Consider the following 16,863-nt stretch of genomic DNA (forward strand, 5'->3'; position numbering starts at 1 on the left):
AGGAGACCCCATGCCTGAGATCCCCGAGTCCACCGACGGCACGTCCGTCGCCCGGAATCCCTCGGCCGAAGCGGCGCTCGGCTCGACCACCGACACCGGCGCGCCCGCGCCGAGCGACCGCAACAGCCTCACCGTCGGCGCCGACGGCCCGATCGTGCTGCACGACGTGCACTTCCTGAACCAGATGGCGCACTTCAACCGGGAACGCATCCCGGAGCGGAACGTCCACGCCAAGGGCTCCGGGGCGTTCGGGGTGTTCGAGACGACCGGGGACGTCACCGCCTATACGAAGGCCGGCCTGTTCCAGCCCGGGGTGAAGACCGAGATGCTCGCACGCTTCTCGACCGTCGCCGGCGAACAGGGCTCGCCCGACACCTGGCGGGACCCCCGCGGTTTCGCGCTGAAGTTCTACACCGACGAGGGCAACTACGACCTGGTCGGCAACAACACCCCGATCTTCTTCGTCCGCGACACGATGAAGTTCCCGCATTTCATCCGCTCGCAGAAGCGGCGCGGGGGCAACGGGCTGCGCGACAACAACATGCAGTGGGACTTCTGGACCCTCAATCCCGAGTCCGCCCACCAGGTGACCTACCTGATGGGCGACCGCGGCATCCCCGCCTCGTACCGCCAGATGAACGGCTACGGCTCGCACACCTACATGTGGGTCAACGAGGCCGGTGAGAAGTCGTGGGTGAAGTACCACTTCCACAGCGACCAGGGCGTGGCCGGACTGACGGATCAGGACGCCACGCGCATCGCGGGGGAGGACGCGGACTTCCATCGTCGCGACCTCTATGACGCCATCGAACGCGGTGACCACCCGTCGTGGACGCTGTCCGTGCAGGTCATGCCGTACGAAGACGCCAAGACGTACCGGATCAACCCGTTCGACCTCACGAAGATCTGGCCCCACGCGGACTATCCGCTGATCCCCGTGGGGACGATGACGCTGAACCGGAATCCGGAGAATTTCTTCGCGCAGATCGAGCAGGCCGCCTTCGAGCCGTCGGCGCTCGTGCCGGGGATCGGGTTCTCGCCCGACAAGATGCTTCTGGGGCGCGCCTTCGCGTACTCGGACACGCACCGGCACCGCATCGGCGCGAACTACCTTCAGCTGCCGGTGAACCGACCGCGGGTCGAGGTCAACACCTACACGCAGGACGGCCCGATGGCCTACGAGCACCGCGGCGACGATCCGGTCTACGCCCCGAACTCCTTCGGTCGCGGATACGCCGACAACGTCGGCGAGGTCGATCCGGGATGGGAGGCCGACGGTGCGATGGTCCGGCAGGCGTACACCCTGCGTCCCGACGATGACGACTTCTCGCAGGCCGGGGCGCTCGTGCGCGAGGTCTGGAACGACGAGCAGCGCGCCGCGTTCGTGAAGACCGTCGCCGGGCATCTGCTCGGCGGGGTCACCGGCGACGTGCTCGAACGCGCTTTCCAGTACTGGAAGAACGTCGATGGGGAGACCGGCGCGGAGATCGAGCGGCTCGTCCGCGCAGAGGTGGATCTCGGGGCGCCCGGGGCTCAGCCCGGGTCGGCGCAGCAGGACGCGTCCGACCCGCTCAGGGAGCCGAACACCCACGCCGGCGGCTGATCGACACCTCGGCCCCGGTCCGGGGCGGAAGCCCGGTCGCCCCGACGCGGCCGGGCTTTTCCGTGCGCCCGGGGGGGGGGAAGAGCAGAGGGTGTTGACCCCCGACGCAACCGTGTACTAGGTTGTATACAACGTCGGATACAGGGTGGAATTCGAACCTGTGGCGTCACGAACAAAGGAGTTGAGGTGACGGATCGGTCAAGCGCGGCGCGAGTGAGCGGCGAAGACTTCCTGCAGGGCCACGTCGTGCGGGAGCTGGAAGCGGCGGTCGGCCGCGAACGGGTGAGCGTCGAGGACGCCGATCTCCAGGCGCAGGCGGCCGACTGGTCGTGGTCGTCCAAGTACATCCAGTACACCGGTCTCCGGCTGCCGTCGGCGGAGGTGATGGTCAAGCCCGCGACGTCCGCGCAGGTCGAGCAGATCGTGCGGATCGCATCCGAGTACCGCATGCCCGTGGTCCCGCGCGGTGGGGGATCCGGCACGCAGGGCGGGACCCTGGCGGTCTACGGCGGCATCGCCCTGGATCTCACCGACCTCGACGACATCGTCGAGATCGACGAGCAGAGCCTGACGGTCACCGTGGGCGCCGGTATCGACGGCCCGACGCTCGAGACCGAGTTGAACGCGCACGGCCTCACGCTGGCGCACTATCCGGGCTCGTACCACCTCGGCGCGACCATCGGCGGGTTCATCGCCGCCCGCGGATCCGGGGTCGTGTCGACGAAGTACGGCAAGGCCGAAGATCAGGTGCTGCAGGTCAAGGCCGTCGTGCCGCCCGGCGCCACGGTGGAGACCCTCCGGGTCCCCAGTCACGCGGCGGGCCCCGACCTGCTCCAGAGCTTCGTCGGATCCGAGGGCACCCTCGGGGTGATCACCGAGGCCACGCTACGGGTGGACCCGCTGCCCGAGGCGCGCGGATTCCTCTCCTTCAGCTTCCCCGACATCTTCACCGGCATGGAGGCCGGGCGCCGCATCATGACCAACCGGCTGCGTCCGGCGGTCATCCGTCTCTACGACGAGGCCGACAGCGTCAAGCTCAAAGACTGGGTCGGCACGCCGTTCACCGGCACGCTCATGGTCGTCATGTGCGACGGCGCGCAGGAACTGGTCGACTATGAGACCCGCGCGATCACCGACCTGGTCGAGGCCGCCGGCGGCACCTCGCACGGTCCCGACGTGGGCCGCATCTGGTGGGAGGGCAAGTACGAGCCCTACGCCAAGGGAAAGCTGCCCCAGCCGCCGTTGATGTACGGCACCTTCGATCAGGTCGCGAGGTTCTCGGACCTCCCCGCGATCTACCGGGCCAAGAAGAAGATCGTCGAGGAGGAGTTCGCCGAATACGGCGCCCGCTACACGGCGCACCTGTCGCACTGGTACGACTGGGGGGCGATGCTCTACGACCGCTTCTACGTCGACGAGCCACCCGCCGACCCCGTGGAGGCGATGCGACTGCACGACCGGCTGTGGGACGCCGGCATCCTGGAGGGCATCGCGCACGGCGCCGGGCTCAACGACCACCACGGAGTCGGCATCAAGCTCGGCCGATTCATGCACAAGCAGTACGGCGAAGGCTTCCGACTGCTCAAGGCGCAGAAGGACGCGTGGGATCCCGATGGGATCATGAACCCGGGGAAACTGGGGTTCGGGCCGCCGCGCCGCTGACCTGCGCACCACGCGACACATCCGCACGACCGCAACCGACACTCAAGGGAGAGAGAACGATGCACCTGTCCATGCACAACTGGATGCGCCAAGAGCCGATCGAGACGACGATCGCCCGGCTGGCGAAGTACGGCTACAAGAGCATCGAGATCAGTGGGGAGCCCGAGAAGTACGACGCCAAGCACGTGCGTGGGCTGCTCGACCACTACGGTCTCGACTGCTGGGGGGCGGTGACCCTCATGGTAGACAAGCGCAACATGCAGTCGGCCGACGAGGCGATGCGCGCCTCGAGCGTGCAGTACGTCAAGGACTGCATCCAGATGGTCAGCGACCTGGGCGGTCAGATCCTGACCTATGTCCCCGGCACCGTCGGAAAGGTCGTTCCGGACTCCACGCCCGAGAACGAATGGCAGTGGCTGGTCGAGGGCACCAAGGAGATCTACGACTTCGCCGAGAAGAAGGGTGTCCGCGTCGGTGTCGAGCCGCTGAACCGCTTCGAGTCGTACCTGATCACCCGCGCCGAGCAGGCGCTGGCCCTCTGCGACGCCGTCGGCCCGAACCTGGGCGTCGTGCTCGATGCGTTCCACGTGAACATCGAGGAGAGCAACATCTACGACGCGTTCCGGCTCGTCGGCGACAAGCTCGTCGACGTCCATGTGGCCGAGAACAACCGCATGCCGGCCGGCCACGGCGACTACGACTGGACCGAGTTCGTCGGTGTGCTCCGCGAGATCGGCTATGACGGCGCGCTCACGGCGGAGTTCGTCGCCCCGGTCGACCGGACCCCGGCCAACAAGTACCCCAACGCGTTGGAGACGAACCTCGACAACCTCGAGATCGACGAGGAGCAGCTGAAGTTCATCATCGACCACGGTTCGTCGATCCTCACCGAGGAGTACTACGACTGGCTGGTCAAGGAGAACTCCGACACCCTGTTGCCGCTGACGAAGTAAGCGTCCGTCCCTCACCTCTGCAACGGAGCATCACGTGAGCCTTCCCGTCGCCCTCATCGCGACCCTCGACACGAAGGGGCCCGAGGTCGCCTACCTGCGCGATCGCCTGTCGGCCCTCGGTGTGCCGTCGATCGTGATCGACACGGGGATCCTCGGCGAACCCGTCGGGATCACCCCCGACGTCAGTCACGCCGACCTCGCGGAGTTCGGGGGCATCACGCTCGAGCAGCTGCAGAATGCCGGCACGCGAGGGGACGCGGTCGCGCTGATGCGCGGCTTCGTCGTCGACTACGTCGACCGGCTGTGGCGGGAAGGGCGCATCGCCGGGGGGATGGCGATCGGAGGTGTGGGCGTCGTCATGGGGGCGGCGGCGCTCCACCGTCTCCCCCTCGGCGTGCCCAAGATCGTCATCGCCCCCACCGCGTCCGGTCACCATGAGTTCGCGCCCTACGTGGGCACGAAGGACGTCATGGTGCTGCACTCGGTGGTCGACATCCTCGGTCTCCACACGATCGCCACCACCGTGTTCGACAACGCCGCGGCGGCGATGGCGGGGATGCTCGAGCACGGCCACGTGCTCCCGGCACCCGACCCGGCAGCCCGCTACGTCGGCGTCACGATGCTGGGGAACACCACCACCGCGGTGGGGGCGCTGGCCGAGCGCCTGGCGGAACACGGCTATGAAGCCGTGGTGTTCCACTCCAGCGGCGTGGGCGGCCGGTCGATGGAGGAGCTCGCCGAGGCGGGTCACTTCGTCGGGGTGGTCGACTACACCACCAACGAGATCGTCGACCATCTCACCGGCGGCATCCACGACGCCGGCCCCGATCGGCTGCGCCGGGTGGGGCGGGCCGGGATCCCCCAGGTCGTCGTGCCGGCGTGTGTGGACTTCTCCGTCTTCGAGGCGGATGCCATCCCCGAGCGCCACCGAGGCCGTCCGCTCTACGAACACAACCCGCAGTACACCCTCATGCGCACCTCCGACGACGAGATGGCGCAGGTCGGCGAGATCTTCGCGGCACGCCTGAACGAGGCGGTCGCCGACGTGGAGGTCATCGTCCCGACCGCGGGGCTGTCGATCCCGAACACCCCCGGGGGCGTGTTCTGGAACCCCGACGCCGATCGCCGATTCCTCGACACCATCCGACGCGACCTGCGCGAAGACATCCCCGTGCGCACGGTCGCCCGCCATGCCGACGACCCCGCCCTGGGCCGGCTCGTCGCCGACGCCTTCCTCCACCTCGCCCGAGAAAACAAGGAGCAGACCACATGACCGAACGACCCGAACGCCGCGTCCCCCACCTCACCGAAGGGGACGAGGACTTCCGTGCCAAGTTCCGTTCGTGGAACCTCGCCGACCTGTCGTACGTCGACATCGAGGAGTACCTCAAGACCAAGGACACCGTGCTCGTGCCGATGGCCAGCACCGAGCAGCACGGGCCGCACCTGCCGCTGTACACCGACACGATCACCGCGGTCGAGATCAGCTCGCGCATCTCCGAGCAGATCGGCGTGCTGCACACCCCGCCGCTGTGGGCCGGCTACTCGCCCCAGCACATGTACGGGGTCGGTCAGGGGCGAGGAACCATCACCCTGCGGGCCAGCACCCTGCTGAACCTCATGAACGACGTCGCCCGCAGTCTCATCCACCACGGGTTCAACCGCATCATCTTCATCAACGGGCACGGCTCGAACACCAAGGTCGTCGACCCGGTGCTGCGCCGCCTGCGATACGAGACCGGTGCGCTGATCTCCTTCGTCAAGCCGTTCATGGAGCGCTACGTCGGCATCCTCGAGGGCCTCATGGAGAACCCTCCGGAAGAGACCCCGGGTTGGCATTCGAGCGAACTGGAGACCTCGCAGGACCTCGCGTGGAACCCCGACCTGGTGCGGATGGAGCGCGCCGTCGACACGCGGGCTCACACGCCCGCCTTCCTGCCGGACGCCTTCCGCAAGAACGACGGCATGCCCGACACGGAGTTCGAGGGCTACCAGTACTTCACCTTCCCGATGGACCATCACGAGTTCGTCGAGAACGGCATCATCGGCAACCCGATGCGCGCCACGGCGGAGAAGGGCGAGGAGGCGTTCCGTCGCTACAGCGAGCACGTCGCTCGCGGCATCCTCGAGCTGCAGAAGGTCGATGTGGACGTCCACACGCGCGAATTCATCGACCGTACGATGTGAGGATCGCATGTCGAACGAGCGGAAGGCGGTGAGTGCCATGTCGATGACCGACTCGGCGTCGCGGGTGAACGAGGCGTATGAATGGCTGCTCGCGGAGATCACCGCCTTCCGACTGACCTCGGGCGCACCGCTGTCGGAGAACCGCATCGCGACGCAACTGGGCATCAGTCGCACTCCGGTGCGCGAGGCCCTGCAGCGGCTCGAGACCGAAGGGCTCGTGCGGCGCACCGACAACGCGCGGTTCTCGGTGTCGACGCTCACACCTCGTGAGGTCAACGAGGCCTGTGACCTGCTCGAAGTGCTCGACACGTACATCTTCGTCAAGGCCGCCCGCGAGCACGACGAGGCGGTGTCGACGCAGATCCTCGAGGTCGTCGACGAGATGATGGACGCAGCCGAGGCCGGTGACAAGACCGCCTGGTCCGAAGCCGACATCCGGTTCCACCGGCTGGTCAACGAGGTCGCGGGCAACCAGTTGGTCTCGGAGACGGTCAAGCACACCCGCCGCCGGATCCAACGGTTCTGGACCCGCGCCGCGTCCGCTCAGTCCCGTTTGGTCGGGTGCTCCGCCGAACACGTCGAGCTCGCCAAGGCGATCGTCGCCCGCGACACCGAAGCGATCCCGCCGGCCGTGCAGAAGCACATCGGCCACATGCGGGTGAGCATCCTCGAGAAGCTCGAAGCGGCTTCCGTCTTCTTCGGCTGAGAACCCCCTCGTCACGCTCTTCCATCCCCGTGCCCATACCTGTATACAAGAAGGAATACAGTTTCGTGTCCAATGTCGAACACACCATCTGTCACGAAGGAGTGAGGTGAATGGACCAGTTTCTGCAGGTCGCCCTCAACGGCCTCACGCTCGCCGCGGTGTACTTCCTCGTCGCCAGTGGACTCTCGCTGATCTTCGGACTCATGCGGGTCATCACCATGGCGCACGGCACCAGCTACCTCCTCGGCGGATACATCGGCTACGTCGTCGTCCGCGAGACCGGGAACTGGCTGCTCGGCGCGATCGTGGCGGCCGCGGCCGTCGGGGTGGTCGGCCTGTTCATCCACCAGGTGCTCATCAAGCGCTTCCAGGATGACGACATGCGGGTGGCCCTGATCACCCTGGGGGTCTCCATCGTCGGCGCCGACCTCATGTTCGCCGTCTTCGGCGGCACCGCCACCCAGGTGCCGGTGCCCGAGTGGCTCGCCGGCGGAGTGGACCTTCCGTTCCTGTCGAGCCCCTACCCGCTGCTGCGACTGGTGATCCTGGCGCTGGCGATCGTCATCGGCGTGACCATCTGGCTGGTGATCCAGAAGACCCGCTTCGGTGCCATCGTGCGTGCCGGGGTCGACGACAGCGAGATGACCGCCGCGACCGGCGTCGCGATCGGACGCGTGTTCGCCATCGTGTTCGTCGTCGGCTCGGCCCTCGCCGGCTTCGCCGGTGTCGTCGGCGGATCGCTGTTCCCCCTGCTGCCGGGCCAGGACGCCACCTACCTGCTGTTCTCACTCGTGGTCGTCATCGTCGGCGGGATGGGCTCCATCCCCGGCGCGGCGATCGGCTCGGTGCTCGTCGGTGTCGTCTCGCAGTTCGCGCTGGTGTACGTCCCCACGTACGCCCTCGTGATCACCTTCGCCCTCATGGTCGCCGTGCTCGCGCTGCGACCGCAGGGCCTCATGGGGAGGACGACATGACCACCGACACCCGCACGGCGCCGGCCGACGCCGCGACGCCTCCGACCCGACGCCGCAGCCGCATGTGGATCGTGTGGACGGTGATCCTGATCCTCGCGATCATCTTCCCGTTCATCGTCGACCGCCCGCGGTTCTGGGTGTCGAACATCGGGGTGAAGTCGCTGTGGCTGGGCATCATCGCCATGAGCCTGGTGTTCCTCAACAAGTACGTGGGCCTGCTCTCGCTCGCGCAGATGACCGTGGCGGGCATCGCCGCCTACGGGGTCGGTTTCGCCGCCGTCACCCTCGGGTGGCCCGACGTGGCCGCCATCGGTCTCGGCGTGCTCGCCGGAACCCTCGGGGCACTGATCACCGCGCTGGTCGCGGCGCGCACCAAGGCGATCTACTTCCTCATGATCACCCTTGCGCTCGGCCAGGTCTTCTCCTCGTGGGCCTCGCAGTCGATCGAGGTGACCAACGCCCGCCGCGGCCTGGCACCGATCACCCGCGGGGACGGGGGGATCCTGGACTTCCGCGACCTCAACGTCTTCTACTACACCGTCCTGCTGGCCGCCGTCGCCTGCTACCTGCTGTGCCGCTACATCGCGTCCACGCCGTTCGGCTACGCGCTCCAGGGCATCCGCGACAGTCCCGAGCGCATGAGCGCCCTGGGGTACCCGATCGTGCGCTACCGCGTGCTCGCGATCACCTTCGCCGGATTCATCGCCTCGATCGGCGGCGTCATCCTCGCCTTCGACCGATCCCAGGTCGATCCCGACGTGGTGAGCCTGGGTGCGACCCTCGACATCCTCGTCGTCGCCGTCATCGGCGGGATCGGGTCCCTCGGCGGAGTGTTCGCCGGCGGCCTGTTCCTCACCCTCCTGGACAACTTCGCGGGCGACGTCACCGACCGCTACCTCACCCTCACCGGGCTGATCTTCATCCTGGTGCTCTACTTCGCGCCCGCAGGCCTTGCCGGTATCGCGGCGCAGATCAAGACGCGCTTCACCCGGAAGCGCTCCACAGACCCTGCGGGCGACGCGCCCGCAGTCGGGGCCTCAGCACCGTCACGGGGTCACGCAATCGAGAAAGGAAACAGCAATGAGGCTGACCAGCAAGACTGACAGGCGACTCCTCGCCGTCGGTGCGATCGCGGCCGCATCCGCCCTCGCACTCGCCGGCTGCAGTGGTTCGGGCGGAGGCTCGGACGCCGGAGGCGACGACGGCACGCTCACGATCGGCGTCCTCGCCGTCGGCGAGGGGAGTCTCGCTTTCGCCATGGACGAGAGCAAGCGCGCCATCGAGGTGGCGATGCAGCAGTACGGCGGCGACGCCGACGGGGGAACGGTCGGCGACACGGAGGTCGAGTTCATCTACGAGTCGACCGATGGCACCAGCGGCACCGCCCAGACGAAGGTGAAGAAGCTCGTCGAGAACGACGACGTCGACATCGTCTTCGGACCGGTCTCCGGTGACGAGGGCGAAGCCGTCGCGCAGTACGCGCTGACCGTCCCCGAGAAGACCTTCGTCATCTCCGCCGCCAGCCCGGTCGGTCTCACCCTCGAGGGGGCCGACAACCTCTACCGATTCTTCGGCGACTCGGCCATGTGGATGGGCGGCGTCGGGACCTACGCCCACGACGACAAGGGGTACGAGAACATCTACCTCATCGCCGAGGACTACTCCTTCCCCTACGACAACGCGGGAGGCTTCTTCTCCGAGTTCTGCGACGCGGGCGGCCAGATCACCGGCAGCTCGTGGGTTCCGGTCGGAACCACCGACTACGCGACCATCATCTCGACCATCCCCGACGAGACCGACGCGGTGTATGTCGGCCTCGGAGGCGCCGACGCGGCGAGCTTCCTGTCGCAGGCCGTCACCGCCGGCGTCGCCAAGCCCCTCGTGGGCGGGACCATCGCCGTGGACACGACGGCGCTGTCGGGCGACACCAACCTCGCCTCCGCGGCGGAGGGGATGATCTCCGGTGGGCCGGTACCCGGACAGGACTACGACAACCCGGACTGGATCGAGTTCTCCGACGCCTACACGGCGTTGCCGGATGCGTTCCCGAGCCCGTCGATCTTCGCGATCCTGCCGTACAACTCGATCATGCCGCTCCTCATGGGCATCGAGACCACCGGTGGCGACCTGGGCGCCGATCAGGAGAGCCTGCACGAGGCGCTCTCGGCGACGGACTGGAACAGCCCGACCGGCAACATCACGGTCGATGAGAACAATCAGGGCATCGTCGACAACTTCATCGTCGAGGTGCAGTCCGACGGCGGCGAGCTCGTGCTGAACACCATCAGCGAAGCGGCCGGGGTGACGCAGGACACGGTCACCTACGACCGGTTCGACAGCTGCCCGTGATGCGGGCCGGGGGTCGGGCGATCATGCCCGGCCCCCACATCTTCCACGGAGAGGAACGCGCATGACGCACCGCACCCCGGCGCTCGAGGTCGTGGGGCTGTCCAAGCACTACGGCGGCCTGCACGCGATGCGCCCCATCGACCTGACCCTCGGCGACGGTGATCGCCTGAGCGTGATCGGCACCAACGGCGCCGGCAAATCGACCCTGTTCAACTGCATCGCCGGCACCGTCCGGGCGAGCACCGGTCGGGTGTCGTTCTTCGGCACCGACGTGACGCGCACCAGCGCCGCGCACCGGGCCGGGCTCGGTATCGCGCGCACGTTCCAGACCTCGCGACTGTTCGACAAGATGACCGTCGCGCAGAACGTCTACGTCGCGCTCGGCGGACGTCGCTTCCCGGGGGGGAGCCTGCGGCCGGTCGGGGGCGACGCACCCCGGTGGGATGAGGTCGCGGGGCTGCTGGAACGCGTCGGCCTCGGGACGGTGCACGACGCGGTCGTCGGCGACATCTCCCACGGAGAGCAGCGCCAGCTGGAGCTGGCGATGGCCTTCGCGCTCGAGCCCAAGGTCCTCATGCTCGACGAACCCGCCGCCGGCTTCTCGCCCGCAGAGCGCATCCGGCTCGTCAGCATCCTCCGCGAGCTGACCCGCGAGGTCAGTCTCATCCTCATCGAACATGACATGGACATCGCGCTCGCCGTCGCCGACCGGGTGATCGTCATGCACGACGGGGAGAAGATCCTCGAGGGCACCCCCGATGAGATCCGACGCAGCGAACGCGTGCGGGAGATCTACCTGGGAGGAACGATCGACGATGTCGCCTGAACCGCTGCTGGCCGTTTCCGGACTCAACGTCTCGTACGGTCGCGTGCACATCCTGCAGGATGTCGCCTTCACGATGGGGGCCGAGCCGCTCGGCATGGTCGGACGCAACGGGATGGGAAAGTCCACCCTCGCGAAAGCGCTCGCCGGGATGCTGCCGATCGACTCCGGATCCATGCGCTTCGGCGACCGCGAGCTCGTCGGACGCACCCCGAACCAGGTCAACCGGGCAGGCGTGGGCTACGTGCCGCAGGGACGACGCATCTTCCCCTCGCTCACCGTGCACGAGCACCTGACGATGGTGGGCGGGCGCCGTGCGCGGCGCTGGAGCGTCGCCGACGTCTACGACCTGTTCCCGCGGCTGGCCGAGCGTCGACGCAACGGCGGCGCGGAATTGTCCGGAGGTGAGCAGCAGATGCTCGCGATCGCGCGGGCGCTGCTGACCGACCCCCACCTCCTCGTGATGGACGAACCCAGCGAGGGCCTCGCCCCCGCGATCGTCGACCACCTCGCCGACACGCTGCGCATGCTCGTGCGTGAGGGGCAGGCGGTGCTGCTCATCGAGCAGAACCTGCGCTTCACCCTCGAGCTGTGTCCGCGCGTTCTCGTGATGGTCAACGGGCGCATCGCGGCAGACCTCGAGGCGGATGAGCTCGCCCATGACCCCGATGCCCAGGCGCGCTACCTCGGGGTGTCGGAATCCCGCGCGTAGCAGGCACAGAGGACAGGAGGACGATGATGACCGACGCGCCGCTCCGGGTGGCCCTGATCGGCCACGGATTCATGGGCGCCGCCCACAGTGTGGGCTGGCGGCAGGCGCCGCGGATGTTCGACCTGCCGCGCGCTGTGGACATGGCGATGGTGGTCGGGCGGCGAGCCGACGCGGCCGCCGAGGCGGCGACGCGGTGGGGGTGGCGCGGTGCGTCCGGCGACTGGCGCTCGGTCGTGCGCTCCGACGAGATCGATGTCGTCGACATCGTCACCCCCGGGGACTCCCACGCGGAGATCGCCCTCGCGGCGTTGGACGCCGGCAAGCACGTGCTGTGCGAGAAGCCGCTCGCCAATTCGCGCCGTGAGGCCGAGATGATGGCGGCCGTCGCGGATCGCGCGCGAGAGCGGGGGCAGATCGCGATGGTCGGGTTCACGTATCGACGTGTTCCCGCGGTCACCCATATGCGTGACCTCATCGCCGAAGGCGTCGTCGGGCAGATCGCCCACGTGCGTGCGGCCTACCGCCAGGACTGGTTGGTCGACCGCGACATGCCGCTCGCCTGGCGGCTCCAGCGGGAGCACGCGGGATCCGGTGCGCTCGGGGATATCGGCGCCCACATCGTCGACATGGTGCAGTTCGTCACCGGGCAAGCCGTGACAGCCGTCTCGGGGACCCTCGAGACGATCGTCGCGCGGCGTCCCCTGCAGGCGGCCGGATCCGGTCTGCAGGGCACCGCCGGGGAGGGCTACGGCGATGTCACCGTCGATGACGCGGCCCTGTTCACCGGCCGCCTCAGCGGCGGCGCCCTGGCCTCCTTCGAGGCGACGCGGTTCGCCACCGGACGCAAGAACGGCCTCGAGATCGAGGTCTCCGGCGAACGCGGCGCGTTGCGTTTCGCGTTGGAGGACCTCAACGTCCTCGAGTACTACGACCGCACCGCGCCGGAGGACCGCCAGGGCTTCACGCGCATCCTCGTGACCGAGGGAGCGCATCCGTACCTGTCCGGATGGTGGCCGCCGGGCCACATGCTCGGGTACGAGCACGGGTTCACCCACCAGGTCGTCGATCTGGTGGAGGCGATCGCGTCGGGCACGTCGCCGCATCCGACCTTCGCCGAGGGGCTGTCGGTGCAGCGGGTGCTCGACGCCGTCGAACGCAGCGACCACGATGGGTCGCGATGGACATCGACCGGCGATGAGGCCGGAGACGATCGAGGAGGAGAACGATGACCAGACCCGTCACGCTGTTCACGGGGCAATGGGCCGACCTGCCGTTCGAGGAGGTTGCACGCCTGGCCGGCGAGTGGGGCTTCGACGGCCTCGAGATCGCCTGTTGGGGCGACCATCTCGACGTCTCGCGATGGGATGACGCCGCCTACGTGCGCTCGCGTCGGGAGATCCTCGACCGAAACGGGCTGCAGGTGTGGACGATCTCCAACCACCTCGCCGGACAGGCCGTGTGCGACGACCCCATCGACCAGCGCCACCGTGACGTGCTGCCGGCGCGCGCGTGGGGCGACGGCGACCCGGAGGGGGTGCGTCGACGCGCGGCGGAGGAGATCACGATGACCGCGCGCATGGCCGACAAGCTCGGCGTCGACACCGTCGTCGGCTTCAGCGGATCGTCGATCTGGAAGGCCGTGGCGATGTTCCCACCGGCCTCGGAGTCTTTCATCGACGCGGGATACGAGGACTTCGCGGCACGCTTCTCGCCGATCCTGGACGTGTACGACGACCTCGGTGTGCGCTTCGCGCTCGAGGTCCACCCGTCCGAGATCGCCTACGACTACTGGACCACCGCGCGCACCCTCGAGGTGATCGGCGACCGTGGCAGCTTCGGCCTCAACTGGGACCCCTCGCACATGGTGTGGCAGGACCTCGACCCCGTCGGGTTCCTGTGGGACTACCGCGACCGCATCTTCCACGTCCACTGCAAGGACACCAAGCGGCGCATGCAGAACGGGCGCAACGGGCGGCTGTCGTCACACCTTCCGTGGGCCGATCCCCGGCGGGGGTGGGATTTCATCTCGACCGGGCACGGAGACGTGCCCTGGGAGAGTGCCTTCCGCATGCTCGATGCGATCGGCTACGACGGACCCCTGTCGGTCGAGTGGGAGGACGCCGGGATGGACCGGATGGTCGGGGCTCCCGAGGCGCTGTCGTTCGTGCGTCGCCTGACGAGCTACACCCCGTCGGGACGCGCCTTCGATGCCGCCTTCTCCTCATCCGACTGATCGCGGCTGGTGCTGCACGAATTATTCCAATCTATAAAATAATGCGAGACTGAGAGGAGCCGCCTCGAACCCAGGAGCTCTCGCTTGACCACACCCGCCGCGCCCGCCGCTCTCCCCGCACGCCGGATGGGCCGCTGGCGCCACCTGGGCGCGATGCTGAAGGTCGGCGTCATCGGGTTCGGCGGCGGCAGCGCGCTGATCCCCGTGATGGAGAAGGAACTCGTGGGAGCGGGACGGCTGGACGAGGGCGAGTTCGTCAAAGACACCGTCATCGCCAACATCACCCCCGGTGCCCTTCCCCCCAAGCTCGCCGCCCTCTCGGGCCTGCAGCTCAACGGCTCCGCCGCGGCCCTCACCGGGGCGCTCGCCGTCGCCCTGCCGGGAACGATCGGAACGGTCGCGCTGCTCGCGCTCTTCTCCGCCCTCGGTCCCGGCGCCGTGTCGGTCATCGAGGCGGCGTCGCTCGGCATCTCGGCGTTCATCCTCTACCTGCTCGCGCACTACGTGGTGAAGGTGCTCGCCCCGGGCGGTCGCCTGCGCGCGGTGCCGACGGCGATCGCGGTGCTCGCCTTCCTGCTCTCCGGCGCGGGCAAGACCGTCTCCCTCGGTCACGACCTCGCCGATGCCGAGCAGCAGTGGATGCTTCCGGAACTGTCGGCGCTGGGCTTGGTCCTCGTCTCGCTCGGCGGCATCGCGGTGGTGACGCTCTGGCAGATGGTGCGGGGTTCGTCGCGGGCCGGGTCGGGGGATGCGGCGCCGAGCACCGGCGGTGGACGACGGGCGATGCGCGCAGCCGGCCTGGTGGCCGCGCTCGTGGTCGCCGGCGTCGGGCTCGCTCTGATCGTCGTCCCCGGCGTGGAGACGGCGGGGCTCCTCGGTCTGATCGTCGTGTCGACAGTCTCCTCGTTCGGTGGCGGGGAGGCGTACGTCGGCGTCGCCGACGGCTTCTTCGTCGCGTCGGGGGTCGTCGACTCGTCGGTCTTCTACGGGCAGATCGTGCCCGTCGCCAACGCCCTGCCCGGCCCCATCCTGGTCAAGATCGCCGCCGGTGTCGCGTACACGGTCGGCCATGGGTCGGGCTCCGTGATGGCCGGGGTTGTCCTCGCGGGGGCGGCGCTGCTGATCACCGTCGGCAGCTGCTGTGCGATCGCCCTGCTGCTGCTGGCCGGCTACGACCGGGCCCGCGAGTCGGTCTTCGTCCGCAACATCTCCGCGTACATCCTGCCGGTCATCTGCGGCCTGCTGGCCTCGACATCGGTGTCGCTGCTGCACGCGAGCGCAGAGATCGCCGAGGGAGCGGGCATCCCGCCGGTGTGGGCCGTCGCCGGCAGCGTCGCCCTCGCGGCGACGGTGCCCGTCATCCACCGACTCGCCCGCGTGCCCGACATCGCACTGATCCTGCTGTTCGGGGGGTCCTCGCTCGCGCTGCTGTCGATGATCTGACCCGGATCAGAGCACGGGCGGGCCGTACACCGTCGCGTCGAGTGCGACCGCGGCCGCGCCGGCGACGCCGCCTTCTGCCAGACCCGCGCGACGTATCACCACCGACGGGCGGACCAGCGGAAACGTCGCGCGGGCGGTCGCTTCGGCGAGGTCGTCGAAGAGGCGGTCGGGTGCGCCGGTGAAGGCGCCGCCGAGGACGATCTCATGCGGTCCGGTGAGGTTCGCCACGATCGACAGCCCCTGCGCCATCCGGCGGACGAAGTCCTCGTGCACCGCGGTACCGCGTACCGCGTCGACGTGGGTGAGGATGTCGAGGTCGTCGACGTCGCGCATGTCCACTCCGGCGGCTTCGAGCCGGGCGCGCAGATGCACCGTCGAGGTGACCGTCTCGAGGCAGCCGCGGTTGCCGCAGGGGCAGCGCCGGCCGGACGGATCGACCTGGATGTGACCCAGCTCACTGACCCCGTGCGCACCGCCGCGTGCGGCGGCACCGCGCATCACAAGCCCCAGACCGAGGCGTCGGCGCAGATACACGTAGGCGAGACCGCCGGGGTCGTGTCGCCCGGCACGAGTCCCGCCGGGCACGGGATGCGCGGCGTAGTGCGCTTCGGCGAGTGCCATCGCGCGCACGTTGTGCTCCGCGTGGACGGCGATCCCCAGCTCCGCTTCGAGGGCGTCGGCGAGCGCGACCTCGCGCCACCCGAGGTTGACCGCGAGCGTGTTGACCCGCCCCGTCTCGTCCACGGCGCCGGGGGCGGCCACGCCGATCGCCGACGGGGCGGGGCCGGCGTCGGCGGCCATGGCGCCCCGCAACTCCGCCGCGGCGAGGGCGAGCACCTCTGCGGCGGGCATCCGGGGATCGAACTGCGCGACCCGGACTCCGCGCACCCTGGCGAGACCGTCGGTGAGACCGGCGCGGATCATGCCGACACCGAGGTGGATGCCGCCGACGGTCAGCGCCTCGGGTACGGCGCGCAGCGCGACCGCCGGCCGCCCGCGGCGTTCGTGCGCCCCGGGAGTCGTCAGCTCTTCGACCAGCCCGTCCGCCAGCAGCGGTCCGACCGTGTGGGTGATCGTGGTCGGCGACACCCCCAGTCGTTCGGCGAGCGCGATGCGCGAGGTCGGACCGTCATCGCGCAGCAGCCGCAGCACGGCGCGGGCGTGACGGCCCGGGATCGTCCGTGCCTGTCCGTCCGCGTCGGGTCCGCTCACGGTCGG

15 protein-coding genes are annotated in these 16,863 nt (G+C 68.8%); 14 read left to right on the forward strand and 1 reads right to left on the reverse strand.

The annotated features are described in order from the left end of the window. Positions 1-10 precede the first annotated feature (10 nt). The 14 genes from RZO50_RS05355 (at position 11) to RZO50_RS05420 (ending at position 15,645) form a co-directional block, all read left to right on the forward strand. Entirely contained in the window at positions 11-1,603 is a 1,593-nt protein-coding gene (locus RZO50_RS05355; RefSeq protein ID WP_322598636.1) for a catalase, read from the forward strand. Between the two features lie 186 nt (positions 1,604-1,789). Next, positions 1,790-3,265 (forward strand): FAD-binding oxidoreductase, encoded by a 1,476-nt coding sequence (locus tag RZO50_RS05360; protein ID WP_322598637.1) that lies wholly within the window; start codon positions 1,790-1,792, stop codon positions 3,263-3,265. Positions 3,266-3,324: 59 nt separating this feature from the next. After that, the gene (locus tag RZO50_RS05365; protein WP_322598638.1) at positions 3,325-4,218 is read left to right on the forward strand and encodes a sugar phosphate isomerase/epimerase family protein; all 894 of its coding nucleotides are present in this window, start codon (positions 3,325-3,327) and stop codon (positions 4,216-4,218) included. A gap of 34 nt (positions 4,219-4,252) precedes the next feature. After that, positions 4,253-5,491, forward strand: coding sequence for a Tm-1-like ATP-binding domain-containing protein (locus RZO50_RS05370; RefSeq protein WP_322598639.1), 1,239 nt, complete (start codon positions 4,253-4,255; stop codon positions 5,489-5,491). Continuing rightward, positions 5,488-6,405 carry a creatininase family protein gene (locus tag RZO50_RS05375; RefSeq protein ID WP_194423613.1) on the forward strand — a complete coding sequence of 306 codons (918 nt, stop codon included), beginning with the start codon at positions 5,488-5,490 and terminating at the stop codon, positions 6,403-6,405. Before RZO50_RS05370 ends, RZO50_RS05375 begins: the two co-directional genes overlap by 4 nt. A 7-nt stretch (positions 6,406-6,412) precedes the next feature. Further along, a complete protein-coding gene (locus tag RZO50_RS05380) occupies positions 6,413-7,111 on the forward strand; it encodes a GntR family transcriptional regulator (protein WP_322598640.1) in 699 nt (232 codons plus the stop codon). Positions 7,112-7,221: 110 nt separating this feature from the next. After that, positions 7,222-8,085 carry a branched-chain amino acid ABC transporter permease gene (locus RZO50_RS05385; RefSeq protein ID WP_322598641.1) on the forward strand — a complete coding sequence of 288 codons (864 nt, stop codon included), beginning with the start codon at positions 7,222-7,224 and terminating at the stop codon, positions 8,083-8,085. Beyond that, positions 8,082-9,188, forward strand: a complete 1,107-nt coding sequence (locus tag RZO50_RS05390; protein WP_322598642.1) for a branched-chain amino acid ABC transporter permease — start codon at positions 8,082-8,084, stop codon at positions 9,186-9,188. Before RZO50_RS05385 ends, RZO50_RS05390 begins: the two co-directional genes overlap by 4 nt. After that, positions 9,166-10,434, forward strand: coding sequence for an ABC transporter substrate-binding protein (locus RZO50_RS05395; protein ID WP_322598643.1), 1,269 nt, complete (start codon positions 9,166-9,168; stop codon positions 10,432-10,434). The genes RZO50_RS05390 and RZO50_RS05395 overlap by 23 nt, the downstream gene beginning before the upstream one ends. A 61-nt stretch (positions 10,435-10,495) precedes the next feature. Next, positions 10,496-11,260: an ABC transporter ATP-binding protein gene (locus RZO50_RS05400; protein ID WP_322598644.1), complete on the forward strand. Its 765-nt coding sequence runs from the start codon at positions 10,496-10,498 to the stop codon at positions 11,258-11,260. After that, positions 11,250-11,969, forward strand: coding sequence for an ABC transporter ATP-binding protein (locus RZO50_RS05405; protein ID WP_322598645.1), 720 nt, complete (start codon positions 11,250-11,252; stop codon positions 11,967-11,969). Before RZO50_RS05400 ends, RZO50_RS05405 begins: the two co-directional genes overlap by 11 nt. A gap of 26 nt (positions 11,970-11,995) precedes the next feature. Next, complete coding sequence (locus RZO50_RS05410; protein WP_322598646.1) at positions 11,996-13,198, forward strand: Gfo/Idh/MocA family protein; 1,203 nt, start codon at positions 11,996-11,998, stop codon at positions 13,196-13,198. After that, a complete protein-coding gene (locus RZO50_RS05415) occupies positions 13,195-14,202 on the forward strand; it encodes a sugar phosphate isomerase/epimerase family protein (RefSeq protein WP_322598647.1) in 1,008 nt (335 codons plus the stop codon). The genes RZO50_RS05410 and RZO50_RS05415 overlap by 4 nt, the downstream gene beginning before the upstream one ends. An 84-nt stretch (positions 14,203-14,286) precedes the next feature. Further along, positions 14,287-15,645 carry a chromate transporter gene (locus RZO50_RS05420; RefSeq protein ID WP_322598648.1) on the forward strand — a complete coding sequence of 453 codons (1,359 nt, stop codon included), beginning with the start codon at positions 14,287-14,289 and terminating at the stop codon, positions 15,643-15,645. A 6-nt stretch (positions 15,646-15,651) separates the two neighbouring features. Here RZO50_RS05420 and RZO50_RS05425 read toward each other — a convergent pair whose 3' ends face one another. After that, entirely contained in the window at positions 15,652-16,857 is a 1,206-nt protein-coding gene (locus RZO50_RS05425; RefSeq protein ID WP_322598649.1) for an ROK family transcriptional regulator, read from the reverse strand. Positions 16,858-16,863: the final 6 nt, after the last annotated feature.

It is taken from the genome of Microbacterium xanthum, assembly GCF_034531355.1.
In the GTDB taxonomy this organism is placed as follows: Bacteria; Actinomycetota; Actinomycetes; order Actinomycetales; family Microbacteriaceae; genus Microbacterium; species Microbacterium xanthum.

Excerpts from the sequence above, each read along its gene's own strand:
- RZO50_RS05355 (WP_322598636.1), top strand. The coding sequence starts at position 11 with ATGCCTGAGATCCCCGAGTCCACCGACGGCACGTCCGTCGCCCGGAAT.
- RZO50_RS05365 (WP_322598638.1), top strand. The coding sequence starts at position 3,325 with ATGCACCTGTCCATGCACAACTGGATGCGCCAAGAGCCGATCGAGACG.
- RZO50_RS05375 (WP_194423613.1), top strand. The coding sequence starts at position 5,488 with ATGACCGAACGACCCGAACGCCGCGTCCCCCACCTCACCGAAGGGGAC.
- RZO50_RS05380 (WP_322598640.1), top strand. The coding sequence starts at position 6,413 with ATGTCGAACGAGCGGAAGGCGGTGAGTGCCATGTCGATGACCGACTCG.
- RZO50_RS05385 (WP_322598641.1), top strand. The coding sequence starts at position 7,222 with ATGGACCAGTTTCTGCAGGTCGCCCTCAACGGCCTCACGCTCGCCGCG.
- RZO50_RS05390 (WP_322598642.1), top strand. The coding sequence starts at position 8,082 with ATGACCACCGACACCCGCACGGCGCCGGCCGACGCCGCGACGCCTCCG.
- RZO50_RS05395 (WP_322598643.1), top strand. The coding sequence starts at position 9,166 with ATGAGGCTGACCAGCAAGACTGACAGGCGACTCCTCGCCGTCGGTGCG.
- RZO50_RS05400 (WP_322598644.1), top strand. The coding sequence starts at position 10,496 with ATGACGCACCGCACCCCGGCGCTCGAGGTCGTGGGGCTGTCCAAGCAC.
- RZO50_RS05405 (WP_322598645.1), top strand. The coding sequence starts at position 11,250 with ATGTCGCCTGAACCGCTGCTGGCCGTTTCCGGACTCAACGTCTCGTAC.
- RZO50_RS05410 (WP_322598646.1), top strand. The coding sequence starts at position 11,996 with ATGACCGACGCGCCGCTCCGGGTGGCCCTGATCGGCCACGGATTCATG.
- RZO50_RS05415 (WP_322598647.1), top strand. The coding sequence starts at position 13,195 with ATGACCAGACCCGTCACGCTGTTCACGGGGCAATGGGCCGACCTGCCG.